Source organism: Cellulosimicrobium sp. RS (assembly GCF_046159675.1).
In the GTDB taxonomy this organism is placed as follows: Bacteria; Actinomycetota; Actinomycetes; order Actinomycetales; family Cellulomonadaceae; genus Cellulosimicrobium; species Cellulosimicrobium funkei.
In genome coordinates, this window is record NZ_JBJXVU010000002.1 from 519,624 (window position 1) to 543,964 (window position 24,341).

General features: G+C 75.3%; 23 protein-coding genes and 1 riboswitch. Of the genes, 10 read left to right on the forward strand and 13 right to left on the reverse strand.

What is annotated here, in order from left to right; genetic code table 11:
- Window positions 1-51 precede the first annotated feature (51 nt).
- Entirely contained in the window at window positions 52-537 is a 486-nt protein-coding gene (locus ACI769_RS05475; protein WP_144721450.1) for a hypothetical protein, read from the forward strand.
- A 23-nt stretch (window positions 538-560) separates the two neighbouring features.
- On the opposite strand, the gene ACI769_RS05480 is transcribed toward ACI769_RS05475, so the two are convergent.
- From ACI769_RS05480 to ACI769_RS05495, 4 genes are all read right to left on the reverse strand, one after another.
- Window positions 561-1,283, reverse strand: a complete 723-nt coding sequence (locus ACI769_RS05480) for a class I SAM-dependent methyltransferase (protein ID WP_409141289.1) — start codon at window positions 1,281-1,283, stop codon at window positions 561-563.
- Window positions 1,284-1,414: 131 nt separating this feature from the next.
- Window positions 1,415-2,122: a DUF6226 family protein gene (locus ACI769_RS05485; RefSeq protein ID WP_144721452.1), complete on the reverse strand. Its 708-nt coding sequence runs from the start codon at window positions 2,120-2,122 to the stop codon at window positions 1,415-1,417.
- A 122-nt stretch (window positions 2,123-2,244) separates the two neighbouring features.
- A complete protein-coding gene (locus tag ACI769_RS05490) occupies window positions 2,245-3,495 on the reverse strand; it encodes an O-succinylhomoserine sulfhydrylase (RefSeq protein WP_409141290.1) in 1,251 nt (416 codons plus the stop codon).
- The gene (locus ACI769_RS05495; protein ID WP_085386624.1) at window positions 3,492-3,983 is read right to left on the reverse strand and encodes a rhodanese-like domain-containing protein; all 492 of its coding nucleotides are present in this window, start codon (window positions 3,981-3,983) and stop codon (window positions 3,492-3,494) included. The genes ACI769_RS05490 and ACI769_RS05495 overlap by 4 nt, the downstream gene beginning before the upstream one ends.
- 301 nt (window positions 3,984-4,284) lie before the next feature.
- Window positions 4,285-4,400, forward strand: a riboswitch (SAM riboswitch).
- A 33-nt stretch (window positions 4,401-4,433) separates the two neighbouring features.
- On the opposite strand from ACI769_RS05495, the gene ACI769_RS05500 reads away from it, so the two are divergent.
- Window positions 4,434-5,867: an aminotransferase class V-fold PLP-dependent enzyme gene (locus ACI769_RS05500; protein ID WP_409141291.1), complete on the forward strand. Its 1,434-nt coding sequence runs from the start codon at window positions 4,434-4,436 to the stop codon at window positions 5,865-5,867.
- Window positions 5,868-5,979: 112 nt separating this feature from the next.
- Window positions 5,980-6,627, forward strand: coding sequence for a GNAT family N-acetyltransferase (locus ACI769_RS05505; protein WP_409141292.1), 648 nt, complete (start codon window positions 5,980-5,982; stop codon window positions 6,625-6,627).
- A 142-nt stretch (window positions 6,628-6,769) separates the two neighbouring features.
- Here the strand turns inward: ACI769_RS05505 and ACI769_RS05510 are convergent, their stop codons facing one another.
- Window positions 6,770-6,943 (reverse strand): CsbD family protein, encoded by a 174-nt coding sequence (locus ACI769_RS05510; protein WP_034652831.1) that lies wholly within the window; start codon window positions 6,941-6,943, stop codon window positions 6,770-6,772.
- Window positions 6,944-7,035: 92 nt separating this feature from the next.
- On the opposite strand from ACI769_RS05510, the gene ACI769_RS05515 reads away from it, so the two are divergent.
- Window positions 7,036-7,635, forward strand: a complete 600-nt coding sequence (locus tag ACI769_RS05515; RefSeq protein WP_409141293.1) for a GNAT family N-acetyltransferase — start codon at window positions 7,036-7,038, stop codon at window positions 7,633-7,635.
- Window positions 7,636-7,735: 100 nt separating this feature from the next.
- On the opposite strand, the gene ACI769_RS05520 is transcribed toward ACI769_RS05515, so the two are convergent.
- The 3 genes from ACI769_RS05520 to ACI769_RS05530 are packed head-to-tail and all read right to left on the reverse strand — an operon-like array spanning window position 7,736 to window position 11,585.
- Complete coding sequence (locus ACI769_RS05520; RefSeq protein WP_409141294.1) at window positions 7,736-8,803, reverse strand: MaoC/PaaZ C-terminal domain-containing protein; 1,068 nt, start codon at window positions 8,801-8,803, stop codon at window positions 7,736-7,738.
- The gene (locus ACI769_RS05525) at window positions 8,800-10,176 is read right to left on the reverse strand and encodes a 3-oxoacyl-ACP reductase (RefSeq protein WP_409141295.1); all 1,377 of its coding nucleotides are present in this window, start codon (window positions 10,174-10,176) and stop codon (window positions 8,800-8,802) included. The genes ACI769_RS05520 and ACI769_RS05525 overlap by 4 nt, the downstream gene beginning before the upstream one ends.
- A gap of 26 nt (window positions 10,177-10,202) precedes the next feature.
- The gene (locus tag ACI769_RS05530; RefSeq protein WP_043654485.1) at window positions 10,203-11,585 is read right to left on the reverse strand and encodes an acetyl-CoA C-acetyltransferase; all 1,383 of its coding nucleotides are present in this window, start codon (window positions 11,583-11,585) and stop codon (window positions 10,203-10,205) included.
- 228 nt (window positions 11,586-11,813) lie between these two features.
- Between ACI769_RS05530 and ACI769_RS05535 the strand changes: the two genes are divergently transcribed.
- Window positions 11,814-12,614 carry a TetR/AcrR family transcriptional regulator gene (locus tag ACI769_RS05535; protein WP_232322631.1) on the forward strand — a complete coding sequence of 267 codons (801 nt, stop codon included), beginning with the start codon at window positions 11,814-11,816 and terminating at the stop codon, window positions 12,612-12,614.
- A complete protein-coding gene (locus ACI769_RS05540; protein ID WP_085386618.1) occupies window positions 12,611-14,743 on the forward strand; it encodes an acyl-CoA dehydrogenase in 2,133 nt (710 codons plus the stop codon). Before ACI769_RS05535 ends, ACI769_RS05540 begins: the two co-directional genes overlap by 4 nt.
- Window positions 14,744-15,023: 280 nt before the next feature.
- On the opposite strand, the gene ACI769_RS05545 is transcribed toward ACI769_RS05540, so the two are convergent.
- The 4 genes from ACI769_RS05545 to ACI769_RS05560 all read right to left on the reverse strand — a co-directional run bounded on the left by ACI769_RS05545 (window position 15,024) and on the right by ACI769_RS05560 (window position 19,226).
- Window positions 15,024-16,070, reverse strand: a complete 1,047-nt coding sequence (locus tag ACI769_RS05545; protein ID WP_198163104.1) for a DUF2599 domain-containing protein — start codon at window positions 16,068-16,070, stop codon at window positions 15,024-15,026.
- Complete coding sequence (locus ACI769_RS05550) at window positions 16,067-16,504, reverse strand: NUDIX hydrolase (protein ID WP_409141296.1); 438 nt, start codon at window positions 16,502-16,504, stop codon at window positions 16,067-16,069. Before ACI769_RS05550 ends, ACI769_RS05545 begins: the two co-directional genes overlap by 4 nt.
- Before the next feature lie 23 nt (window positions 16,505-16,527).
- The gene (locus tag ACI769_RS05555) at window positions 16,528-18,003 is read right to left on the reverse strand and encodes an APC family permease (protein ID WP_085386617.1); all 1,476 of its coding nucleotides are present in this window, start codon (window positions 18,001-18,003) and stop codon (window positions 16,528-16,530) included.
- Between the two features lie 62 nt (window positions 18,004-18,065).
- Window positions 18,066-19,226 carry an EamA family transporter gene (locus ACI769_RS05560; protein ID WP_409141297.1) on the reverse strand — a complete coding sequence of 387 codons (1,161 nt, stop codon included), beginning with the start codon at window positions 19,224-19,226 and terminating at the stop codon, window positions 18,066-18,068.
- Window positions 19,227-19,317: 91 nt separating this feature from the next.
- Here ACI769_RS05560 and ACI769_RS05565 point away from each other — a divergent pair, with 91 nt between their 5' ends.
- The 3 genes from ACI769_RS05565 (at window position 19,318) to ACI769_RS05575 (ending at window position 21,273) form a co-directional block, all read left to right on the forward strand.
- On the forward strand, window positions 19,318-20,268 hold the full coding sequence (locus ACI769_RS05565; protein WP_186325200.1) for a LysR family transcriptional regulator: 951 nt from the start codon (window positions 19,318-19,320) through the stop codon (window positions 20,266-20,268).
- Entirely contained in the window at window positions 20,268-20,816 is a 549-nt protein-coding gene (locus tag ACI769_RS05570) for a hypothetical protein (RefSeq protein WP_085386615.1), read from the forward strand. Before ACI769_RS05565 ends, ACI769_RS05570 begins: the two co-directional genes overlap by 1 nt.
- 70 nt (window positions 20,817-20,886) lie before the next feature.
- Window positions 20,887-21,273, forward strand: a complete 387-nt coding sequence (locus tag ACI769_RS05575) for a DUF1304 domain-containing protein (protein WP_021482312.1) — start codon at window positions 20,887-20,889, stop codon at window positions 21,271-21,273.
- A gap of 52 nt (window positions 21,274-21,325) precedes the next feature.
- On the opposite strand, the gene ACI769_RS05580 is transcribed toward ACI769_RS05575, so the two are convergent.
- On the reverse strand, window positions 21,326-21,601 hold the full coding sequence (locus ACI769_RS05580) for a hypothetical protein (protein ID WP_034651373.1): 276 nt from the start codon (window positions 21,599-21,601) through the stop codon (window positions 21,326-21,328).
- Between the two features lie 163 nt (window positions 21,602-21,764).
- On the opposite strand from ACI769_RS05580, the gene purL reads away from it, so the two are divergent.
- Window positions 21,765-24,137, forward strand: coding sequence for a phosphoribosylformylglycinamidine synthase subunit PurL (gene purL, locus ACI769_RS05585; RefSeq protein ID WP_085386614.1), 2,373 nt, complete (start codon window positions 21,765-21,767; stop codon window positions 24,135-24,137).
- Window positions 24,138-24,341: the final 204 nt, after the last annotated feature.

The following is a 24,341-nucleotide window of genomic DNA, read 5'->3' on the forward strand; positions in this document are numbered from 1 at the left end:
CACCGCACGCGCGCGGAGGCCGCGGCGGAACCGGCACCCGGGGGAGGCCCGATGCGGCAGCGGAGGACGACGGCCGTGCTGTGCACGATCGCCGACGGCGCCGCGCCGGGCACCGTCGCGGCCGCGTGCCGCGGCGCGCTCCAGGCGCTGCGCGACCGGGTGGCACGGCTCCAGGTCGACGTGTACTCCGACGAGCCGTGGCCACCGGACGCGACGGACGCGGTGCACGCCTTGGACGAGCTGCGCCGCGCACGACGCGGACACCTGGCCCGGCGTTTCGGCTGGGAGCCCCCGATCTCGCTCGAGCTCGACCCGCGCGACGACCGCGAGCTCGACCTCGCCCTCGCCGTCGCCCCCTTCACGATCTGCGGCTCGGGCTTCGACGAGGACGGGACGCTGCTCTGGGATGTGAACGACACCGGGACGTCGGTGACCTTCCTCCTGCTCCCGGAGGAGTTGGACGCGGTCCGGTCGCACGTCGCACGGTCGGGCGGACGCCCGGAGGACGTCGTCGTGCTGGGCGACCGTCGCGGCTGACGCGCGCGGGAGCGCTGCGCGGTTCAGCCGCGCCGCGCCACGAAGACCCACTCGCGACCCGGGCGGTCGGGCGCGTCCCGGACGTCCACGACCTCGAACCCGCACGCCACGAGCGACGTCTCGACCTCCTCGCGCTCCCGGAAGCGCAGCGTCGAGTCGGAGTGGAGCGTGGTGCCGTCGGGCAGCACGGTCGTGTCGTGGAAGGACACGAAGGGGAGCGACACGTCGGTGAGGTCGGTCCAGGACTCGACCGGGCCGACGTCGGGCACCTCCACGCGCGTGACCGTCGCCTCGCGGACCCACCCCTCCCAGGCCCGACGGGCGGGGACACGGGTCTCGAGCACCAGCCACCCGCCCGGCACGAGCGCGTCGTGGACGCCCCGCAGCGTCGCGGCCCACGCGTCGTCGGTGAGGAACACCTGGGCGACGTTCGCCGTCATCGTCGCGAGGTCGACCTGGAGCGGGGGGAGGGTCGTCGCGTCGCCGTGCAGCCAGCGCACGCGCTCGGCGCCCGGCTTCGTGCGGGCGACGTCGAGCGACGCACCCGCCGGGTCGAGGCCCACCACCTCGACGCCGCGCTGCGCGAGCAGGCACGCGAACGTCCCGGTGCCGCACCCGACGTCGAGCACTCGGCGCGCGCCCAGCTCGTCGACGATCGCGACGTAGGCGTCGAGGTCGGACCGGTCCGGGGCGAGCGGGTCGTAGAGAGTGGCGAGGCGGGGGTCGTCGAAGACGGCGTCGGGCACCCGACGACCGTAGGCCGCACCCCGGGCGACGAGCCACGTCTTTCGATCAGGCGCGCCCGGCCGCCGAGCGCGCGGTGGCGGCCCGTTCCGGTCCCCGGACGACGCGAGTCCGCCTTCGCGGCGCGAGGGTTTCAGTCCGCGGCGGGCCAGGGCTGCCAGAGCCCGCCCGGGAGGGTGGCGAGGCGCCGTCTTGCCTGCTGCCCGACGCCGCGCGCCAGCCGGGTGCGGCCCTCGCCCGCGGAGTACCCGCCGTCGGGCTCGTCGAGGCGGTGCGCCACCCACCACTCGTGACGACCGGGGAGCGCCCGCCGCACAGCCTCCGAGAACCGGCCCGCCGCCACCCCCAGCACGAGGTCCTCGAGCGCCTCTGCTGCGCCCGCCGCCGTGTCGTCGCACGCGTCGCACCCGCACGACGGGAACGTGTCCTCGTGCAGCACCCCGGCGCGCACCACGACTCCCGGGTAGTCCGTCACGACGAGGGCCAGCGCCGCGGCGTCGTCGGACGCGGGCGTGACGCGCACCGCCCGCACGGCGTCCGGACCGACGTTCCGGACCCCCGCGAGCACGGGGTGCGCGGGCCCGACCGCGGTGTGCGACGCCAGGTCGACGCCACGCAGGTCGACGTCCTCGACCGTGACGGCGTACGTCGCCGCGAGGTGCCGCACGAGCGCGTCAGCGACGTCGGCGAGCGGCGCGAACCGCTCCGGGTGGGAGTCCACGGAGTACGTGTCCTCGGGCGGCCCGTCGAGATGGTCCCAGCGCCCGCCGTACTCGAACGGCACCCCGTCGGCGTCGTGGAACACCTGGCGCAGGATCGGCGGGCGGACGTAGGCGGTCACCCGGTCAGGCTAAAGGGACCCGCCGCTGTCGGGCCCACGCCCCACCTGCCCGCCGAGCAGGCGGTCGTGGTTCGTCCCGGCGCCGGGACGAACCGATACCGCCTGCTCGGCGGGAGGCGGGGTCAGGAGTTCAGGGCTTGGGCGACGTCCTCGATGATGTCTTGCGGGTCTTCCAGGCCCACCGACAGGCGCACGGTCGTCTCCGCGATGCCGACCGCGGCGCGGCCCTCGGGGCCGAGCTTGCGGTGCGTCGTGGTGGCCGGGTGCGTGACGAGGGACTTCGCGTCGCCGAGGTTGTTCGAGATGTCGACGACCTGGAGCGCGTCGAGGAACGTGAACGCGCGCTTCTTCGCCGTCTCGGGGTCGGTGCCCTCGGGCACGGCGAGGTCGAACGTCACGACGGTCCCGCCACCGCTCTGCTGCGACCGCGCGAGCTCGCGCTGCGGGTGCGAGGCGAGGAACGGGTAGCGCACGCGGCCGATCCCGGGGAGCTGCTCCAGCGCCTCCGCGACCTGCTCCGCGGCGGCGTTCTGCGCGGCGACGCGCACGGGCAGCGTCTCGAGGCCCTTGAGCAGCACCCACGCGTTGAACGCCGACAGCGACGGCCCGGTGTTGCGGATGAACGTCTGCACGGGACCGGTGACGTACTCCTCGGTGCCGAGGATCGCGCCGCCGAGCACGCGGCCCTGCCCGTCGATGTGCTTGGTCGCCGAGTAGACGACGACGTCGGCACCGAGCTCGAGCGGACGCTGCAGCAGCGGCGTCGCGAAGACGTTGTCGAGCACGACGACCGCGCCGGCGGCGTGCGCGAGCTCGCTCACGCGCCGCGCGTCGACGATGTCCTGCATGGGGTTGGACGGCGTCTCGAAGAACACGACGTCCGCGGGGGTGGACAGCGCCTCCTCCCACTGCGACAGCACGTGGCCGTCGACGTAGTCCGTCCGCACGCCCCACTTCGCGAAGATCTCGTCGAAGATGACGAGGCTCGACCCGAAGAGCGCGCGCGCCGCGACGATGCGCGACCCGGACCGCACCAGCGCGGCGAGCGCCGTGAACACGGCGGACATGCCGGACGCCGTCGCGTAGCACGCCTCCGCGCCCTCCAGGAGGCGCAGGCGCTCCTCGAACGTGTGCACGGTCGGGTTGCCGTAGCGCGAGTAGACGAACCGGTCGAGCTCCCCCTTGAACGCGGCCTCGGCGTCGGCCGCGCGGTCGTACGTGTAGCCCTGCGTGAGGAACAGCGCCTCGGACGTCTCCTGGAACTCGGTGCGCGCGTGGCCGCCGCGCACGGCGAGCGTCGCGGGGCGGGCGCTCGCGGGCAGGGGCTTGCGGCCGGAGCCGCCGGGCACGCTCCCGGGCACGACCGCGCTCACCGGGCGGCCTCGTCGAACGTCGTGGTGGGCAGCCCGCGGACCTTCCAGCCCTCGACGTCCCGCAGGCCCGAGAACCCCTGGGCGCCCTCGAAGCCCTCGAGCACGTTGTACGACGGCCCGAGCCCGGCGGCCGTGGCCGCGCGCGCCGCGCCGATCGACCGCTGGCCCGAGCGGCACAGGAACACGACGGGACGCTCGTCGCCGGGCGTCAGACCTGCCTCGACGAGCCGGTCGAGGAACCGCGGGTTCGGGCCCGCCGGGGTCACCCACTCGTCGAACAGGACGTCGCGGCCGAGCTCCGTGGCGTCGGGCACGCCGATGGTGCGCCACTCGCCCTCGGTGCGGACGTCCACGAGCACGGCGCGCTCGTCGTGCGCGAGCAGGTCCCACGCCTGCTGCGGGGTGAGGTCGCCGGCGTAGCCGACGGCGGGACGCGCCTCGGGGGGTGCCGGCCGGGGTGCCGACGCCTGCTGGGACTGGTCGCTCATGAGAGTCCTCCTCCATCGATCGTGGCAGTAGCACCCTGCGCCCGGCCGCCGAGGCGGTCCGGGGGGTTGCTGCGGCGTCGACGTGCCACGTCACTCGGCCGCTCCGGATGGTTGGCTCGGATCGTACGCCACGCGTCCGACGTGCGGAACGCCCGTCTCGGGGAGCGGCCCGGGGTGGAGGTGCCCGACGTCGCGTGGCTCCGACGCGCGGGCTTATGACGCGGAGCGCCGCGTCCCGCCATCCGAGACGCCGTGACCACCGGTTGACACGCCGCCGTCCGCGCGGACATCCTGGTCCGCAGGTCATGAGTGCCAGCGCGAAACCCCGGTTTGCTGGCCGGCAACCCTCCTCTCGCGGCGGGGTGCCCCGGGTGACGACCAGGCCGCACGCCGACCGGCGGGCGGCAAGCGCGGGGAGGTTCTCCCCGGACGACCCTGGAGGACTGTGCCATGACTGCTCTCGCGGACGTCTCGTGTCCCACCGACGCCCCGGCCCCTGACCTCGCGGCGCTCGTCGACGCGCCCGCGCTCCTGCCCGTCGTCGGCGGGGACACGCTCGTCCCGCTCGTCGACGGCCGCAGCGTGCCGTACGCGAACCTCGACGTCGCGGCGTCGGCCCCGGCGCTGCGCTCGGTCGCGGACCGCGTGACCGAGGTGCTGCCGCTCTACGCGAGCGTGCACCGCGGCGCGGGCTACCTGTCGCAGGTCTCCACGGCGCTCTACGAGGCGTCGCGCCGCACGATCGGCGCGTTCGTCGGCGCGCGCGAGGACGACGTCACGGTCGTCACGCGCAACACGACCGACTCGCTCAACCTGCTCGCGGGCTGCGTCCCGGCGAACCCGGACGGCACGCCCGGGCGCGTGCTCGTCCTCGACGTCGAGCACCACGCGAACCTGCTGCCGTGGCAGCGCGCCGGCGGCGCGACGGTCCTCGCGGGCGGCGCGTCCGTCGCGGAGACGCTCTCGGGCCTGCGCACCGAGCTCGCGCGCTTCCCGTACGCGCTCGTCGCCGTGACCGGCGCCTCCAACGTCACGGGCGAGTCCCTGCCCGTCGCCGAGGTCGTCCGCGCCGCGCACGACGCCGGGGCGCGCGTCGTGCTCGACGGCGCGCAGCTCGTCCCGCACCGCGGGTTCTCGCTCGCCGCGTCGGGTGTCGACTACGTCGCGTTCTCGGGGCACAAGACCTACGCGCCGTTCGGCGCGGGGGCGCTCGTCGGGCGGCGCGACTGGCTCGACGCGGGCACCCCCTACCTCGCGGGCGGCGGCGCCGTGCGCCAGGTCGCGGTGACCGGGACGCAGTGGCAGACGGCGCCCGCACGCCACGAGGCCGGCTCGCCGAACGTGGTGGGCGCCGCGGCGCTCGCGGCGGCGTGCGACGCGCTCGCCGCGCTCGACCCGGCCGACCTGCACGCGCACGAGGCGGCGCTCCGCGCGGCCCTCGTCGCGGGCCTGGAGGCCGTCCCGGGTGTCCGGGTCGTGCGCGTGTGGGACGACGCCGTCGACCCGGTCGGCGTCGTGACGTTCGCCGTCGAGGGCCACGACCCGGGCCTCGTCGCCGCCTACCTCTCGGCCGAGCACGGCATCGGCGTGCGCGACGGCCGGTTCTGCGCGCACCCGCTGCTCGCGCGCCTCGGCTACGACGCGGGCGCGATCCGCGCCTCGGTGGGCGTCGGGACGACCGGTGCGGACGTCGTGCGCCTCGTCGAGGCCGTGCGCGCGTACGTCGAGCAGGGACCGACCACCCGGTACGAGGTCGTCGACGGCTGCTGGGCCGTCGTGGACGACCCGCGCCCGGTCCCCGCGGGGTCCGGCCTGGAGGGGCTCTTCGCGACCGCGGCGGCGGGTTTCCTCGCCGACGCGGCGGGCTGCGGACCGGCCGTCTGACCGTCACCGGCGGCCGACGCGGCAGCCTGTTCACCGGGTCGTCGCCGAGCGTTGTCCACCGCGTCGCCGGACCCTCTTGGCGCGGTGTTCCGCGTGTGCTCTGATATGCGCTGTGCTGCACGACGTCGTCCTCTCGGGGCACGGTTTCCGGCTGGAACCGCTGGCCCTGGAGCACGCTGAGACGCTGGCCGGCCTCGTCGACGAGGCGATGTGGTCAGGGATGAGCATCCCCCTGCCCTACGGGGTCGCGGGGATGGCCGATCTCGTGGCCGCGACCCGCGCGGCCCCGGACCTCACGGGCTTCGTCGTGCGCGCCGTCGACCCCGACGGCGCGCCCGGCGCCGTGCTTGGCAGCACCGCGTTCCGCGACCTGTCGCTCGTCGACCGCCGCGTCGAGGTGGGCCGCACGTTCTACGCGCGCACCACGTGGGGGAGCCTCGTCAACCCCGTGACGAAGTGGCTCCTGCTGCGCCACGCGTTCGAGACGTGGGACGTGCACCGGGTCGGCTTCCGCGTCGACACGCGCAACGAGCGCTCGCTCGGGGCCATGCGCCGTCTCGGCGCCTACGAGGAGGGCGTCATGCGCGGCCACCGCACCGCGCCCGACGGGACGCGCGCCGACTCCGTGCTGTTCTCGATCCTCGCGCCCGAGTGGCCCGGGGTCGAGGTGGGCCTCCTCGCGCGGATCACCGCCCCGCGCGTCGTGCCGGTGCTCGCCCCGGCGCCGTCGGCCGACGTCCGGCCGCTCGCCGCGTCCTGACCGTCGCCGCTCCCGGTCGTCGCGCCCCGGTCGTCGCGTCCTGGTCGTCGCATCCCGGTCGTGGCGTCCCGGGCGAACGGTCCCGAGACGCCACGAGGGCCCCGCCGGAGCGGAGCCCTCGTGGGCAGAACGGTGGAGCACGTCAGCGGTCGAACGCGTCCTTGACGTCGTCGCCCGCCTGCTTGACGTTGGCCTTGGCCTGGTCGCCCTGGCCCTCGGCCTCGAGCCGCTCGTTGTCCGTGAGCTTGCCCGCGCCTTCCTTGAGCTTGCCACCCGCCTCTTCAGCGGCGTGCTTGGCCTTGTCTCCGAGTCCCATGGGTGCTCCTCTCGTCGGTACCTCTCGACCGTAACCACGGTCGGCCGGGTTCGCACGCGGTCGGGGCACCGGCGGTGTGGTGGGATGTGCGGGTGCACCACGACACCGTCCTCGAGGGCTTCGGCGTCCGCCTCGAACCGCTCGCCGCGACCCACGCGCCGGCGCTCGGCGCCCTCGTCGACGACGGCATCTGGGCGGGCATGTCCAGCGCCGTCCCGCGCGGCACGGACGCGATGGAGGGCTACGTGCGCGACGCGGTCGCCGCGCCGGGCCGGCTCGCGTTCGCGGTCCTGGGCGCCTCCAGCGCTCCCGGTGCGGACGGCGCGACCGCCGACGCCGCGGTCCGCGGCTCGACGTCGCTCTACGAGTGGGTGCCCTCCCAGGGCCGGGTCGAGCTCGGGTCCACGTTCTACGCGCGCGAGTGGTGGGGCGGGACGACGAACCCGGCGTGCAAGTACCTCCTGCTGCGGCACGCGTTCGAGGACCTCGGGGTCGCGCGCGTCGCGCTCCGCGCCGACGCCCGCAACAGCCGGTCCATCGGGGCGATCCGACGCCTGGGCGCGGTGGCGGAGGGCGTCCTGCGCAGCCACCGCGTGGCGCCCGACGGCTCCCGCCAGGACACCGCCTACTTCTCGGTCCTCCGCGACGAGTGGCCGACCGTCCGCGCCGGCCTGCTCGCCCGCCTGGCCTGACCTTTCGGCGCTCCGAGCACGAGCCTGCGCGGCGTCGAGCACGGGGTAGGTGTCGTCATGCGCTCGAGAACGACACCGACCCCGTGCTCGGCGGCAAGGGTCAGGGGCGCGGGGTGACGCGGCCCGCGAGGTGGAGGCGGCTCTTGCCGTCCCACGCCTGGTAGGCGACGCCCGTGCCCGGGTCGCCCGCGCCGTCGGGCACGGCCGCCGCGACCTGCCCGACGGCGTCCCGCACCTCGGCGGGCACGTCGCCCGCCGGGCGCAGCGCGACGTCGACCGTGCCGGGCAGCAGCACCGGCTTGGCGAACGTGACGGTCCAGTCGTAGGCGTCGCCGCGACCGGGGCCCGCCTCGGCGAGCGCCCGCGCCGCGGTGTACATGCCGTGCGCGATGGCCCGCGGGAACCCGAACGCCTTGGCGCCCAGCGCCGAGGTGTGGATCGGGTTGCGGTCGCCCGACACCGCCGCGTACGCGCGGCCCGTCCCCGCCCCGAGCGTCCACCGCGCGGTGGGCAGGGGCGGGACGAACGCGGCCGGGCCGTCGGCGTCGGCCGGGGCGGGGCCGCCCGGGAGGGAGGCGCCCTTCGCGAGGTACGTCGAGACGCCCCGGTAGGCGAGCGTCGTCGCGGCCAGCCCGCTGCCGGCGGCGCGCTCGTCGTCCGTGCGCAGCACCGAGACCTCCGTGACGAGGTCCACCTGGACCCCGCGACGGTGCGGGCGCAGGTCCTGCGCCCACGCCCGGACCTCGAGCGCGTCCCCGAGCCGCACCGGGCGCAGCACGGACACCGAGTTCGCGAGGTGCACCATGCCGAGCAGCGGGAGCGGGAAGTCGGCCCGCACCATGACGGCCGTCGCGAGCGGGAACCCCAGCACGTGCAGGTACCCGGCGGGCAGGACGTCCGACGGCGCCTCGCCCACGAGCCGCGCGTACCGCGCGAGGTGCGCGGCGCTGCCGACGTGGCCCGGCGCCGCGTCGTCGCCCGTCGGGACGGCCGCGACCCGGTAGGTGACGTCCGGGAGCGTCAGCTCCGTCCGGCCGCCCCGGACGGGCAGCCGGTGCGCCGCCGCGATCCGGCCCGACGCCGCGAGCCCGCGCACGTACAGGCCGCCCAGACCCGGGACGGCGGGCAGCGTCTCGACGCGCGCCGGGGCGCCCGCGGGCGCCGTCACCGGCCCACCACGTTCTGCCCGCACACGCGCAGCACCTGCCCGTTGACGCCCCCGGCCGCGGGCGACGCGAGGAACGCGATCGCCTCGGCGACGTCCACGGGCTGGCCGCCCTGCTGGAGCGACGCGACGCGGCGCGCGACCTCGCGCTGCACGAACGGGATCGACGCCGTCATGTCCGTCTCGATGAAGCCCGGCGCGACGGCGTTCGCCGTCCCGCCCGGACCGCCCGGCGCCGCGAGCAGGCGGGCGAACGCGCGCGTGTGCCCGATGACGCCCGCCTTGGAGAACGCGTAGTTCGCCTGGCCCCGGTTGCCCGCGATCCCGCTCGTCGAAGCGAGGGACACGACGCGCGGCGCGGAGGAGAACCCGTTCGCGCCGAGCAGGTACTCCGTGATCTGCAGCTGTGCGGCGAGGTTCACCGCGACCACCGCGTCCCACTTGTCGGGCGACATGTTGGCGAGCAGCTTGTCGCGCAGGATGCCGGCGTTGTGCACGAGGACGTCGAGCCCGCCGTGCCGTGCGCGGGCGTGCTCGAGGATCCGGGCGCCCGCGTCGTCGGCGGTCACGTCGAGCTGCAGCGCCGTGCCCTTGATCTCGTTCGCGACCCGGGCGAGCGCCTCGCCCGCCGCGGGCACGTCGACGACGACGACCTTCGCGCCGTCGCGCGCGAGCGTCCGGGCGACCTGCGCCCCGATGCCGCGGGCCGCGCCCGTGACGACGGCGACCTTGCCGGCGAGCGGCTGGTCGAGGTCGGCGGAGGTGCTCCCGGAGGCGACGTCGGTCGCGCTCGGACCCACCCGGAGGAGCTGGCCGTCGACGAACGCCGACTTGGCGGACAGGAAGAAGCGGAGGGTCGCGAGGACGCTCGGGCTGTCGACGGGGGCGTCGTCGGTCACCTGGATGCCGTTGGCGGTCGCGCCGTAGCGCAGCTCCTTGGCGACGGACCGCAGGAACCCGTCGACGCCCTCGCGGGCGGCGGCGAGCTCGGGCGAGTCGGTGTCGGCGGGGGCGCGGGAGATCGTCACGACGCGACCGTTGGGCGCGAGGCGGCGGAGCGTCGCCGAGAGCGCCATGACGGGCGCGGACGCGTCCTGCGGCCGCTCGATCCCGCTGAGCACGACGACGACCGCGCCCCAGCGGGTCGTGTCGTCCGGGGTCTGGCGGACGTCGAGGTCCCAGCCGAGCAGGGCCTCGGCGACGAGGTCGGCGTCGTCGCGCACGCCCGGCGTGCCGCCGAGCACGAGCACGGGCCCGACGGTGAGCGGGTCGCCCGCGCGGAAGCGGCGCAGGACCGCGGGGCGGGGGAGGCCGAGCTTCTTGGCGAGCGTCTTCGTGAAGCCGGAGTTGACGGCCTGGACGTAGGAGTCGGTCACGGGGGTTCCTCTCGGTCGTCGGGGCGTCAGGCGGCGTCGGTCGCGGGGACGGACTCGAGGATCGCGGCGACGCCGAGGCCGCCCGCGGCACACACGGAGATCAGCGCACGCGCGGGCGCCCCGGTCTCGGCGGTGCGCTGCGCGAGGAGCTTGGCCGCCGTCGCGACGATGCGCCCGCCGGTCGCGGCGAACGGGTGGCCCGCGGCGAGCGAGGAGCCGTTGACGTTGAGCCGCGAGCGGTCGATCGAGCCGAGCGCGCCGTCGAGCCCGAGCTCGGTGCGGCAGTACTCGTCGTCCTCCCAGGCCTTGAGCGTCGTGAGCACGGTCGACGCGAACGCCTCGTGGATCTCGTAGAGGTCGAAGTCGCCGAGCGCGAGCCCGTTGCGGGCGAGCAGGCGGGGGACCGCGTGCGCGGGGGCCATGAGCAGGCCCTCGTGACCGTGCACGAAGTCGACGGCGGCGGTCTCCGCGTCGACGACGCGCGCGAGCAGCGGCAGGTCGCGCTCGCGCGCCCACTCGGCCGAGGCGAGGAGGACGGTCGACGCGCCGTCGGTGAGCGGGGTCGAGTTGCCCGCCGTCATGGTCGGGGTGACGCCCTCCAGACGCTTGCCGTACACCGGCTTGAGCGCGGCGAGCTTCTCGAGCGACGAGTCGGCGCGCAGGTTGTCGTCGCGCACGAGCCCGCGGAACGGGGTGACCAGGTCGTCGAAGAACCCGGCGTCCCACGCGGCCGCGAGGTGCTCGTGGCTCGCGAGCGCGAGCTCGTCCTGCGCCTCGCGCGAGATGTCCCAGCGGGCCGTCGTGATCGCCTGGTGCTCGCCCATCGACAGGCCGGTGCGCGGCTCGTCGGTCGCGGGCGTGAGGGGCGCGAGGTCGGCGGGGCGGACCTTCGCGAACGCCTTGACGCGCTGGCCGAACGTCTTGGCGTGGCTCGCCTCGAGCAGCGCCCGACGCAGGCCCTCGCTCACGGCGATGGGGGCGTCGGACACGGTGTCGGAGCCACCCGCGACGCCCGACTCGACCTGGCCGAGACGGATCTTGTTCGCGACGGCGATGGTCGCCTCCAGGCCGGTCGCGCACGCCTGCTGGAGGTCGTAGGCCGGGGTCTGCGGGGAGAGCGACGACCCGAGCACGGACTCGCGCACGAGGTTGAAGTCGCGGGAGTGCTTGAGCACGGCGCCGCCGACGACCTCCCCGAGCCGCTCGCCCTGGAGGCCGAAGCGCGCGACGAGCCCCTCGAGCGCGGCGGTGAACATCTCCTGGTTGCTCGCGGACGCGTACTTCTTGCCGGCGCGGGCGAACGGGATGCGGTTCCCGCCCACGACCCACGCGTCGCGGGGAGCGCCCGCGGGGGCGTCTTCCCGGGGGGACTGCTCGGGGGTCGGGCGGGGGCTGGTGCTGGTGGCCACTGTGCCTCACTTCCTGTCCGTGCTCGCTGCGCTGCGTTCGGTGCCGGCCCGGGAGAGCGCCTCGGCACGGCGTGCGCGAGGCGGGGGAGAGGGCCGGTTGGTGTCCAATACCAAGAGTACCTGATACTCTCGGTTTCGTGAGTCGGGTCATAGGGCTGTGCCCTGCCCCGGCACGGCACCCGTGACGAGGTGCCGACGACATCGAGGTCGGGCGCAACGGAGGACGACGTGAACGCAGGTGCCGACGCGCGACCGGTCACCCGAGGGCGGGTGCAGCCGGCCGCCGCGGTCGACGGTCGGTCGACCCGCTGGGACGAGCACCGGGCGGCGCGCCGCGCGGAGCTCATCCGGGCGGCCAGCAAGGCGGTGCACCGGGGAGGCCCCGGGGTCTCCATGGACGAGATCGCGGCGGCTTCGGGCACGTCGAAGTCGATCATCTACCGCTACTTCGACGACAAGACCGGGCTCCAGGTCGCCCTGGGCTCCGCCGTCGTGGGGCAGATGCACGACGCCCTGACCCAGGCGGCCGAGGCCGCCGAGACGCCCAAGCGCGCGCTGCGCGCGATGGTCGGCGTGTACCTCGAGATGATCGAGAGCTCGCCCAACGTGTACTACTTCGTCACCCGGACGAGCGCCGTCGCGGGGACGGAGGAGCCCGCCGCCCAGCTCGCGGCGAGCGGCCTCACCCAGGGCGCGGGCGGCGCCGACCGCGCCCCGCTCGCCGCCTTCCTCGACTCGGTGATCGAGCTCGTCGCCGAGCCCTTCGCCCGGGTCACCGACGTCTCCCCGGCCGACGCCGCGGCGTGGGCCGCGGGCGCCGTCGGGTTCGTCCGGGGCGCCGGCGAGTGGTGGCTCGCCCACCGCGACCGCGCCGACGTCCCCGACCGCGAGCAGCTCACCGAGCGCGTCGCCGCGTGGCTGTGGGCCGGCCCCGTCGGCGTCCTCTCCCACAACCCGGGCGCGACCCGCCCGGACGCCGTCCGCCCTCCGCACCCGGCGACCGCCTCAGACCCCAAGGAGAAGCCATGACCGCCACGTCCGACCGTCCCGCGCTCGCACCGCGCACGACGAGCGCCGGCGACGCGGGCCCGACGTCGCAGGGCCCCGCCCGCGTCGACGTCGCCGCCCTCGAGAAGATCCTGCTCGGCCGCTGGGCCGACCTGCGCGCGGCGGCGCGCGCGACCGCGGGCGAGGAGGCGTTCCAGCGCATCGAGGGTCAGAGCCTGCGCGAGCACCGCGAGCGCGTGCTGGAGCAGATGCACCTGCTCGTGGGCAAGGGCCAGGTGTGGCGCGGGTACCCGGAGCGCCTCGGCGGCGCGGACGACGCGGGCGGCAACCTCGCCGGGTTCGAGGAGCTCGTCGCGGCCGACCCGTCGCTGCAGATCAAGGCGGGCGTGCAGTGGGGGCTGTTCGGCTCGGCGATCCTGCACCTGGGCACGCCCGAGCAGCAGGACCGCCTCCTGCCGGGCGCCATGGACCTCTCGGTGCCGGGCGCGTTCGCGATGACGGAGATCGGCCACGGGTCCGACGTCGCGAGCATCGCCACCACGGCGACGTACGACCCGGAGACCGAGGAGTTCGTCATCCACACCCCGTTCCGCGGGGCGTGGAAGGACTACCTCGGGAACGCGGGCGTGCACGGCGTCGCCGCGGTCGTGTTCGCGCAGCTGATCACGAAGAACGTCAACCACGGCGTGCACGCGTTCTACGTGCCCATCCGCGACACCGCGGGTGAGCGCGACGAGCTCGGCCGGCTGCCCTTCCTGCCCGGCGTGGGCGGCGAGGACGACGGCCAGAAGGGCGGCCTCAACGGCATCGACAACGGGCGCCTGCACTTCGACCACGTGCGGGTCCCGCGCACCGACCTGCTCGCCCGCTACGGCTCGGTGGACGCCGACGGCACGTACTCCAGCCCCATCGACAGCCCCGGACGCCGCTTCTTCACGATGCTCGGCTCGCTCGTCCAGGGCCGCGTGTCGCTCGACGGCGCCGCGGTGACCGCGGCGAAGCTCGGCCTCGCGATCGCGGTGCGGTACGCGAACGAGCGCCGCCAGTTCACGGGGGCGACGCCGACGGAGGAGGTCGTGCTCCTCGACTACGGCACGCACAAGCGTCGCCTGATCGTCCCCATCGCGGAGACCTACGCGGCGCACTTCGCGCACGACCGCCTGCTCGACCTGTTCCACTCGGTGTTCTCCGGCGAGGAGGACACCCCGGAGCAGCGCGAGGACCTCGAGACGACGGCGGCCGCGCTCAAGGCGACGAGCACGCGGTTCGCGCTCGACGTGCTCCAGGAGACGCGCGAGGCGTGCGGCGGGGCCGGATTCCTCACGACCAACCGCATCACGAGCCTGCGCGCGGACCTCGACGTGTACGCGACGTTCGAGGGCGACAACACCGTGCTGCTCCAGCTCGTCGCGAAGCGCCTGCTTGCCGACTACGGCAAGCAGTTCAAGGGCATCACCCCGGGCCAGATGGCGCGCGTCGTCGTCGAGCGCGCGGGCGACATGGCGCTGCACCGCACGCCGCTCAAGCGGGCCGCGCAGGCGCTCGCGGACGTCGGCGACCCGCGCCGCGCGGCCGGCCACCTGCGCGACCCCGAGACGCAGCGCGCGCTGCTCACCGACCGGGTCGAGACGATGGTCGCGGACGTCGCGCAGGCGCTGCGCCCGGCGCAGAAGGCCGACCCGGAGACGGCGACGAACCTGTTCAACGCCCACCAGGTCGAGCTCGTCGAGGCGGCCCGTGCCCACGCGGAGCTGCTGCGCTGGGAGGCGTTCACGCAGGCGCTCGGCACGATCGAGGACGCGGGCACGCGCGAGGTCCTCACCACGGTGCGCGACCTGTTCGGCCTGAGCCTCGTCGAGCGGCACCTCGCCTGGTACCTGCTCAACGGGCGCCTCTCGACGCAGCGCGCGCGCACGGTCACGAGCTACCTCGACCGCCTCATCGACCGGCTGCGTCCGCACGCGCAGGACCTCGTGGACGCCTGGGGCTACGGCCCCGAGCACCTGCGCGCGACGATCGCGACGGGCATCGAGAAGGAGCGCCAGGACGAGGCGCGCGACTACTACCGGCGCCTGCGCGCGAGCGGCGACGAGCCGCGGAGCGAGAAGTCGCTGCGCAGGGCCGCGAAGGGCGGCCCGCAGGCCCGCTGACCACCCCGGCGCCGTCCTCGGCGCCACCCCGGAACGTCCTCGGCGTCGCAGGCGGAGCGGTACCGCTGCCGAGGGTCAGGCCCGGGCGGCACGACGTCCACCAGCCGTCGCGCCGCCCGGGCCGTTGCCGTCTCGGTCTCGGTCTCCGTCTCGGCCGCCGAGCACGAGGTTCCTGTCGTTTCGAGGCGCATGCCGACAGGAACCTCGTGCTCGACGGGGAGGGACGTCGTGCTCGGCGGCCGAGCCGGTGCGCGGGCCGCAGTCGGGTCGACGGCGGTGGTCAGGCGGGGTTGCAGCGCGCGGACATCGTGGCGAGCAGCCCGACGTCGGGCCGCCAGGGCTCGAGGTTCCACGTCGCCTTGTCCGGGGCGCCGACGGCGTGGCACACGAGCTGGTCGTGCATCGTCGGGGTGTCGGCCTCCGGCTCGGTGGCGACGACCTGCGCCCACACGAGCTCACGGCCCGCCTGCCCGGCGGCGCGGGCCCACGCCGTCGGGTCGACGGCGAGCGACCGGCCGCCCTCGCGCTCGCCCCAGCCGGTGCTCCGCACCGCGCGCGTACCGAGCGGGACGACGACGTCCCACGCCGCGGCGGCGTCCGTCGTCACGGTCTCGTCCGCGTCCCCGGCGGGAGCGCCCGCCGCGTCGTCCGCGCCCGACGTCGTCCCCGCGGTCCCCACGAGCGTCACCTCCGCGCGGTGGGCGTCGACGAGCGCGACCCGGACGCGCGGGGTCCCGGGCGCGGGGGTGCTCGCCGCGGGGCCGGCGTCCGCGCCGTCGGCCGTCCCGCTCGCCGCCCCGCTTGCGCCGTCCGCGCCGTCCGCTCCGTGCCGGCCCGCGACGCGCGGGGCGCCGAGCCCGCCGACGGGTGTGCCGCCGTCGTCCAGGACGGTGAGCGTGCCGTCCGGGTGGCGCACGAGCGAGCCGCCCTCCACCGAGACCACGGCAGGGGCGCCCGCGAGGGTGAGCGTGACGTCGGACGCGCCCTCGGCGTCGGCCGTGACGCGGGGAGGCGCCGCCCCGCCCGACGTCGGCGGGGGCACGGCGATCTCGACCGTCGCCGTCCCGACGGGGACGCGCACGGCCGTCGGCTCGGCGCCGCCGCTCCGGTCGCCGTTCGGGTCGTCCGCGGCGCCGCCGTCCTCCGTGGTGGCGCCGGGATCGGGGGACGGGGCCTGCGCCGGTGCGGACGTCACCGCGTCCGGGTCCGGCGGCGGGGTGCCGGGCGTGCACGCGGCGAGCGCGACCGGGACGAGGACGGCGACGGCGAGCGCGCCCAGCACCGTCGTCCCGGGCCGCCCGCCGGCCACCCGGCGCGGGCGGGTCACGACGGCACGGGGAGCAGGCCGGCCCACCGGCGGGCCACGTCGACGAGGCCGACACGATCCAGCGCGTCGACCTCGTCGGGCGTGAACCAGCCGACGTCGTCGGTCGACTCGTCCTCCTCGACGCGCAGCTCGCCGCCCACCACGTGGGCCCGGTAGACGATGCGGATCGCGTGCAGCGACCGGTCGCGGTCCTCGGGCCGGATCCGGTCGGCGGCGTCGATCACGAGGCTGTCGACGCCGAGCAGGCCGTCGAGCTCGACGTCGTAGCCGGTCTCCTCGCGCTCGCGGACGGCCGCGGCGGCGGGGTCCTCGCCCGGGTCGATGCCGCCGCCGGGCAGCGTCCAGCCTCCGCGGTCCCCCTCGCTCCAGTGGGGGAGGAGCATCCGGCCGTCCTCGCGGACGACCACGGCGTAGGCGGCGACGCGGATCTGCATGGACCCATCATGCGCGACGGCGGTCACCGCCCCGGGCCGTCGTCCTCGACGTCGTCCTCCAGGCGCGACACGTCGGAGAACGCGATCCGGCGGTGGCGCACCGAGCGGTTGTAGAGCCACGTGACGAACGAGAGCACGACCCCGAGGGCCACGAGCGCGCCCGCGATGACGTACTGCTCCTGCTGCTCGGCGCTGCGGGCCCACGGCCCGGCGAGGTACGCGCACGTGAGGGCGCCGAGCACCGCGAGCCAGGTGCGGGTGCGGAAGTGCTCGTGGTCGACGCGGTCGCGACGCAGCACGAGGAGGGCGACGTTGACGATCGTGAAGACGACGAGCAGGAGCAGCGACGTCGTCCCGCCCAGGAGGGCGATCGCGTTGGTTCCCGCCGCGGTCCCGGACTGCCGCACGACGTACACGATGAGCGCGAACGCGATGGCCGTCGTCACGAGGATCGCGACCCACGGCGTGCGGCGGAACGGGTGCACCTGGCCGAACGCGCGCGGCAGCACGCCCTGGTTCGCCATGCCGTAGAGCAGGCGGGACGCCATGAGCATGTTGATGAGCGCGGAGTTCGCGACGGCGAACATCCCGATGAACGGGAAGATCGTGTCGAACGGCAGGTTCGGCGCGCCCGCCGCGACGACCTGCGTGAGCGCCGACCCCTTGGCGTCGTCCGTGAGGTCGCCCACGGGGACGAGCGCGACGGCGGTGATCGCGACGAGCACGTAGATCGCGCCCGTGATCGAGAGCCCGGTGAGCATCATGCGCGGGAAGTCCCGCACGGGGTTCTTGCACTCCTCGGCCATGTTCACGGAGTCCTCGAACCCGACCATCGCGAAGAACGCGAGCGTCGTCGCGGCGGTGACGGCGAGGAACACGCTCTTGTCGTCGGCGCTCTCGAACACGACGACGCGCGAGAAGTCGGCGCGGCCCTGCGTCGTCGCCCACAGCCCCACGAAGATGACGAGCAGGAGGCCGGACAGCTCGACGAGCGACAGCACGACGTTCGCCTTGACGCTCTCCCCGACCCCGCGCAGGTTGACGAGCGCGACGAGGGCCATGAAGGCGAGGGCGATGAGCAGGCGCCCGTCGCCGCCCGTCGGCAGCTCGAGCCCGAACCCGTCGGAGACGAACCCCGCGAACGCGTTGGACGCCGTGGAGGCCGACGTGATCCCGGAGCTCATGACCATGAACGCGACGACGAACGTCAGCAGGTGGATGCCGAACGCCTTGTGCGTGTAGAGCGCGGCGCCCGCGGCGCTCGGGTACTTCGTGACGAGCTCGAGGTAGGAGAACGCGGTGATCGTCGCGACGACGAACGCGAGCAGGAACGGCAGCCACGCCGCCCCGCCGACCTCGCCCGCGACCTGGCCGGTGAGCGCGTACACGCCCGTGCCCAGGATGTCCCCGACGATGAACAGCAGGAGCAGCCTGGGCCCCATGACGCGCTTGAGCTCCGGTTGCTGCCGTTCCTGCGTGCGGCCCGCGGTCTCGCTCATGAGAGGCTCCCTCGCGTCTCGGACGTCCCGGACTCCCATGGAACCCCCGCGCGGGCGTCCTGTCAGCGCGAACGCGCGCGTGTCGCGGTCGGACCGTCGGTCGCGGTCGCGTCGGGGCGCCCGGGGGAGGGCGGGTCGGTCGCGACGGAGGACGCCGCCGCGTCGGGCGCGACCGCCGTGCCGGGGACGGCCGTCGCGCCGGGCACGACCGCCGTGCCGGGCGAGCGCCGTCGCCCGAGGACGCCCGTCGTCGTCGCGACGCCCAGCAGGAGCACGACGCCGCCCACCACCTCGGCCGCGTTCGGCACCTCGTCGAGCACGAGCCACGCGGCGAGCATCCCGACAGGCGGCACGAGCATCGTGAACGGCACGACCGCCGACGCCGGGTACCGCGCGAGGAGCGTGTTCCAGATCCCGTAGCCCACGAGGCTCGCGAGCCAGGCGGTGTAGAGGGTCGACAGGACCGGCGCGAGCGTGAGGTGGGTGAGCGCGTGCCCGACGGCGTCCGGCCCGTCGAGCGCGAGCGACAGCCCGAGCATGGGGACCGGCACCACGAGCGCCGACCACACCGTCATCGACAGCCCCTCCAGCCCGGGCCGCGAGGGAGATCCCTGGTCGCCCGAGGTAGAGCCCTGGTCGCGCGGGGTAGAGCCCTGGTCGCGCGGGGTAGAGCCCTGGTCGCGCGGGGTAGAGCCCTGGTCGCGCGAGGGAGAGGCCAGGTCGCGGCGGCTCCCGGCGCGTCGGGCGACGACGTTCCCCACCGCCCACGACGCCGCGGCCGCGAGCGTCACGACGAACGCGAGGGCCGGCGTCGAGGCGCTGCGGCCCACGCCGACGACGACCAGCCCGGCCGCCCCGACCAGCACGCCCACGAGCTGCGCGCGCGTCGGGACCTCGCGCAGCGCCGCGGCGGCGAACAGCACGGTGAGCCCGACCTGGGCCTGGAGCACGAGCGACGCGAGCCCGGCGGGCATGCCGAGCGCGAGCGCGGTGTACAGCAGGCCGAACTGGCCGAGGCTCATGAACGTGCCGACGAGCAGCACGTCCCGCCACCGCGCGCGGGGCCGCGGCACGAGGAACACCGCGGGGACCAGGACGACGAGGAAGCGCAGGGCGACGAACAGCGTCGGCGGCACGTCGCCGAGCCCGAGGTCGATGACGACGAAGTTCACGCCCCAGACGACGGCGACGAGGACGGCGAGGAGGGACGGGCGCATCGGCATGGCATCGAGGGTGCGCCCGCGGCATCGTGCACGTCCAGCGCACAGTCGTGCACGGTTCCCGGTAGCACCGCTTCCGGATAGCATCGGTCGCATGATCGACCTCGCCGCCGTGGACGCCCTGCTCGCCGTCGAGCGCACCGGCACCGTGCACGCCGCGGCGCGCGACCTCGGGTACACGCCGTCCGCCGTCTCGCAGCAGGTGAAGCGCCTGGAGCGCGACCTCGGCGCGCGCCTGCTCGACCGCGAGGGGCGGGGCGTCGTCCTCACGGCCGCGGGGCGGCGCGTCGTCGAGGAGGGCCGCGCGCTGCGCGAGCAGGTCGAGTCGCTCCGGGCTCGCCTGCACGACGCCGGGGCGCGCCCCACGGGGACGGTGCGCCTCGGCTCGTTCTCGACGGCGGTGCGCGGCGTCGTCGCCCCGCTCCTCGCGCGGGTGCGCGACGACGTGCCGGACCTGCGCCTCGTCGTCGAGGAGGCCGAGCCGTGGGACGCCGTCGCGGCCGTCGCGGCGGGCACGCTCGACCTCGCGCTCGTGCATCACTGGGAGGGCGTCGGCCTCGCGCTCCCGCCGAGCCTGCGCGCCGAGGAGCTGTTCCGCGACGAGGCCGACGTGCTCGTGCACGCGTCGAGCCCGCTCGCGGGGCGGGCCGCGCTCACGCCGTCCGACCTGCTCGACGAGACCTGGGTCTGCACGCCCGACGGCACCATCTGCTACGAGTGGTTCTGCCACATGTTCGCGCGCGAGCCGCGCGTCCCGCGCATCGACTTCCGGTGCCTCGAGTTCGCGTCGCAGGTCGAGGTCGTGGCCCAGGACCTCGCCGTCGCGCTCGTCCCGCGCCTCGGGCGCGGCCCGCTGCCGGCCGACGTCGTCGCGGTGCCCGTGCGCGAGCCCGTCCCGACCCGCCCGGTCACGGTCGTGTGGCGCGCGACCATGACCGACGCCCCCGCGGTGCGCTACCTGCGCGAACGCCTGCGCGCCGCAGGAACCCGGCACGGCCGCGAGCCGTTAGGCCCCGTGAGCACACCTGCCGACGAAGGGACATGATGACCGAGCACGCGCCGACCCGACGGGCCGCCGACCCGCGCACCGTGGCGATCGCGGGGCTGTCCACCGTGGCGTGGTACGCCGTGCCCGACGTCGTCCGCCCGCGCTGGGCGCGCGCGCTCGCCAAGACCGCCGTCGCGACGGCCGCCGTCGCGCTGACGTTCACCTCGACGACCGAGGGGACCGAGGCGCGCGAGGGCCTGCGCTCCCTGCGCGACGCCGCCCGCGAGGCGGACGCGGGCGGGACTGACGCGACGTCCGGGACCACGACCGCCGACGGCGCCCCGCGGGAGGACAACACCTGGGCGACGACCGACGACGACACCACGCCGGTGCCCGCGGGCGTCGCCGTCGCGGGCGCGGCGGCCGGGCTCGCGGTCGCGACGAGCCTCGTCGTCGCGGGCGAGAAGTGGGTCTACCGGCGCGGGGAGCGGCTGCGCGACCGCGGCGTGCGGCTGCCGCACACGCGCGTCGGGCTCGTGGTCGGCGCGCTGGCCGTGGCGCTCGCGGCGGCCGAGCCGCTCCTGTGGAACGCTGAGGAGCGCTGAGGCAGCGACACCCGGTCGGTATGCCGGGGTCCGCGCACCGTGCGGCCTCGCGGACCGGGAGGGACCGACGATGATCGGGTTCGGGCTGGCGCTCGCGGGGGTCGCCGCGGCGATCCACGTGTACATCTTCGTCATGGAGTCGCTCACGTGGACGAGCGACCGCACGCGCGCCACGTTCGGCACGTCGCCGCAGGAGGCGGCGGCCACGCGCGAGATGGCCTTCAACCAGGGGTTCTACAACCTGTTCCTCGCGGTGCTCGTCGTGCTCGGCATCGTCCTGTACGCGGCGGACCGGCAGGACGTCGGCCTGACGCTCGTGGTCGCAGGGGCCGGGTCGATGGTCGCGGCGGGGCTCGTGCTGATCCTGTCGTCGCCGTCGAAGGCGCGGGCGGCGCTCGTCCAGCTCGTGCCGCCCGCGCTCGGCGTGCTGGGGGTCGTCCTGGGGCTGACGCTCTGAGCCGTCCTGCGCCCCACGGTGGCCGCGCTCGGAGTCGCGGTCGGGGTCGTGGTCAGCAGGACGCGGCGACGCGCATGGCGCTGAGCATCTCGAGGCGCGACAGGATGCGCTCGCGCTCGGCCTCGAGCTCGTCCCGGTAGCGGCCCTCCGCCGGCTCGACGGTCTCGACGGCCCCGCGGCCCACGTAGGAGCCCGTGCGCCGGGAGTAGCCGTTGAGCTGGCGCTCGACGAGCGTGAGCTCGTGGCCGAGCCGCTCCAGGTGCGGGTCGAGGAGGTCGCTGGTCCTGCTGCGGGCGGTGCCGGACGTCGGTTCGAGAAGGGTGGTCACCCCTCCATCGGAACCCGGAAACCCGGTTTCCGCACGGCGAGACGCTCGTCTCACTTCTCGGTCGCCCGCGACGCGAGACGCCCGGACGGCCTCTCCCCGGGCGCCGGTAGACTGGCCGCGCGCCGTCGTGCGCTCCCCGCTCAGCGCCCACCCGAGGGAAACGATGACCGCCCCCGCACCCCAGGCTTCCGCACGCTCCGAGGCTCGTCCCGCCGCGCCGACGCTCGACACCGTCGAGCACGCCGCCGCCACGCCCGACGAGGTCCAGCCGTTCGCCGAGCTCGGCCTCAAGCCGGACGAGTACCAGCGCATCCGCGACATCCTGGGGCGCCGCCCCACGGCCGCGGAGCTCGCGATGTACTCCGTCATGTGGTCCGAGCACTGCTCGTACAAGTCGTCCAAGGTCCACCTGTCGAAGTTCGGAGCGGCGACCACGGACGAGATGAAGAAGCACCTGCTCGTCGGCATCGGCGAGAACGCGGGCGTCGTCGACATCGGTGACGGCTGGGCCGTGACGTTCAAGGTCGAGTCGCACAACCACCCGTCGTTCGTCGAGCCCTACCAGGGCGCCGCGACGGGTGTCGGCGGCATCGTGCGCGACATCATCTCCATGGGCGCGCGCCCCGTCGCCGTCATGGACCAGCTCCGCTTCGGCGCCGTCGACCACCCGGACACGGCGCGCGTCGTGCACGGCGTCGTGAGCGGCGTCGGCGGGTACGGCAACAGCCTCGGCCTGCCGAACATCGGCGGCGAGCTCGTCTTCGACGCCTCGTACCAGGGCAACCCCCTCGTCAACGCGCTGTGCCTCGGCGTGCTGCGCCACGAGGACATCCACCTCGCCAACGCCTCGGGCGTCGGCAACAAGGTCGTGCTGTTCGGCGCCCGCACGGGCGGCGACGGCATCGGCGGCGCCTCGATCCTCGCCTCGGAGACGTTCGAGGACGGCGTGCCCGCCAAGCGCCCGAGCGTCCAGGTGGGCGACCCCTTCATGGAGAAGGTCCTCATCGAGTGCTGCCTCGAGCTCTACGCGGCGCAGGTCGTGGAGGGCATCCAGGACCTCGGCGCCGCCGGCATCTCGTGCGCGACGTCGGAGCTCGCCTCGAACGGCGACGGCGGCATGCACGTGTGGCTCGACGACGTCCTGCTGCGCGACCCGACGCTCAACGCGGGCGAGATCCTCATGTCCGAGTCGCAGGAGCGCATGATGGCGGTCGTCGCGCCGGAGAAGCTCGACGAGTTCCTCGCCATCACCGCCAAGTGGGACGTCGAGACCGCCGTGATCGGCGAGGTCAACGACTCCGGGCGCCTGACGATCGACCACCACGGCGAGCGCATCGTCGACGTCGACCCGCGGACCGTCGCGCACGAGGGCCCGGTGTACCACCGCCCGTACGCGCGCCCGTCGTGGCAGGACGGGCTCAACGCCCGCACCGTGGACGCCGACGCGCTCGCCCGCCCCGAGAGCGGCGACGAGCTCCGCGCGACGGCCCTGCGCCTCCTCGCGTCGCCGAACCTCGCGTCCAAGGAGTGGGTGACGAACCAGTACGACCGGTTCGTCCAGGGCAACACCGCGCTCGCGCAGCCTGACGACTCGGGCGTGGTCCGCGTCGACGAGAGCACGGGCCTCGGCGTCGCGCTCGCGACGGACGCGAACGGCCGCTACGGCAAGCTCGACCCGCGCACGGGCGCCCGTCTCGCGCTCGCCGAGGCGTACCGCAACGTCGCGACGACGGGCGCCCGCCCGCTCGCCGTGACCGACTGCCTCAACTTCGGCTCGCCCGAGGACCCCGACTCGATGTGGCAGCTCGTCGAGGCGATCGAGGGCCTCGCGGACGCGTGCCGCGAGCTCGGCGTCCCCGTGACGGGCGGCAACGTGTCGCTCTACAACGGGACCGGCGAGCCGGGGCAGATCGACTCGTCGATCCACCCGACCCCGGTCGTGGGCGTGCTCGGCGTGCTCGACGACGTCGCGCACGCCACGCCGTCGGGCTGGCGCGAGACGGGGGAGAGCATCTACCTCCTCGGCACCACGCGTGCGGAGCTCGACGGCTCGGCGTGGGCCGACGTCGAGCACGGCCACCTGGGCGGCGTGCCCCCGCGGGTGGACCTCGCGGCCGAGAAGGCGCTCGCCGGCGTCCTCGTCAACGCGAGCCGCGACGACCTCGTGTCGGCCGCGCACGACCTCTCCGAGGGCGGGCTCGCGCAGGCGCTCCTCGAGGCGTCGCTGCGCTTCGGCGTCGGGGCCACCGTGTCGCTCGACGCGCTGACCGAGCGCGACGGCGTCACGCCGTTCGAGGCGCTGTTCTCCGAGTCGACGGCCCGCGCGCTCGTCGCGGTGCCCCGCGGCGAGGAGTCCAAGCTCGTCGACGCGTGCGTCGCGCGCGGCGTCCCCGTCCTGAAGATCGGCGAGACGGGCACCGAGCCCGGCGCCGTCGCCGAGTCGGGCGAGGCGCTCGAGGTCGCGGGCCTGTTCACCGTCCCGCTCAGCGAGGCGGACGCGGCCTTCCGCGGCACGCTGCCGGCCATCTTCGGCTGACACCCGCTCCACCGACGCCCCGGTCACCACGTGGTGACCGGGGCGTCGTCGTCCGGTCCCGGTCCAGCCCTCGGTCGAGCACGAGGTTGGCGTCGGGACGGACCCCGGAACGACGGCAACCTCGTGCTCGGCGGACGGAGGGGACGGGCGGGTGGGCGGGTTCGGTGGAGATCACTGGGCGGGCCGGTGGGGCGGGTCGCGGCG

Coding starts and splice junctions, on each gene's coding strand:
- ACI769_RS05475 (WP_144721450.1), top strand. CDS start 52: ATGCGGCAGCGGAGGACGACGGCCGTGCTGTGCACGATCGCCGACGGC.
- ACI769_RS05510 (WP_034652831.1), bottom strand. CDS start 6,943: ATGGGACTCGGAGACAAGGCCAAGCACGCCGCTGAAGAGGCGGGTGGC.
- ACI769_RS05565 (WP_186325200.1), top strand. CDS start 19,318: ATGATCGACCTCGCCGCCGTGGACGCCCTGCTCGCCGTCGAGCGCACC.
- ACI769_RS05495 (WP_085386624.1), bottom strand. CDS start 3,983: ATGAGCGACCAGTCCCAGCAGGCGTCGGCACCCCGGCCGGCACCCCCC.
- ACI769_RS05550 (WP_409141296.1), bottom strand. CDS start 16,504: ATGCAGATCCGCGTCGCCGCCTACGCCGTGGTCGTCCGCGAGGACGGC.
- purL (WP_085386614.1), top strand. CDS start 21,765: ATGACCGCCCCCGCACCCCAGGCTTCCGCACGCTCCGAGGCTCGTCCC.
- ACI769_RS05500 (WP_409141291.1), top strand. CDS start 4,434: ATGACTGCTCTCGCGGACGTCTCGTGTCCCACCGACGCCCCGGCCCCT.
- ACI769_RS05560 (WP_409141297.1), bottom strand. CDS start 19,226: ATGCCGATGCGCCCGTCCCTCCTCGCCGTCCTCGTCGCCGTCGTCTGG.
- ACI769_RS05555 (WP_085386617.1), bottom strand. CDS start 18,003: ATGAGCGAGACCGCGGGCCGCACGCAGGAACGGCAGCAACCGGAGCTC.
- ACI769_RS05575 (WP_021482312.1), top strand. CDS start 20,887: ATGATCGGGTTCGGGCTGGCGCTCGCGGGGGTCGCCGCGGCGATCCAC.
- ACI769_RS05570 (WP_085386615.1), top strand. CDS start 20,268: ATGACCGAGCACGCGCCGACCCGACGGGCCGCCGACCCGCGCACCGTG.
- ACI769_RS05540 (WP_085386618.1), top strand. CDS start 12,611: ATGACCGCCACGTCCGACCGTCCCGCGCTCGCACCGCGCACGACGAGC.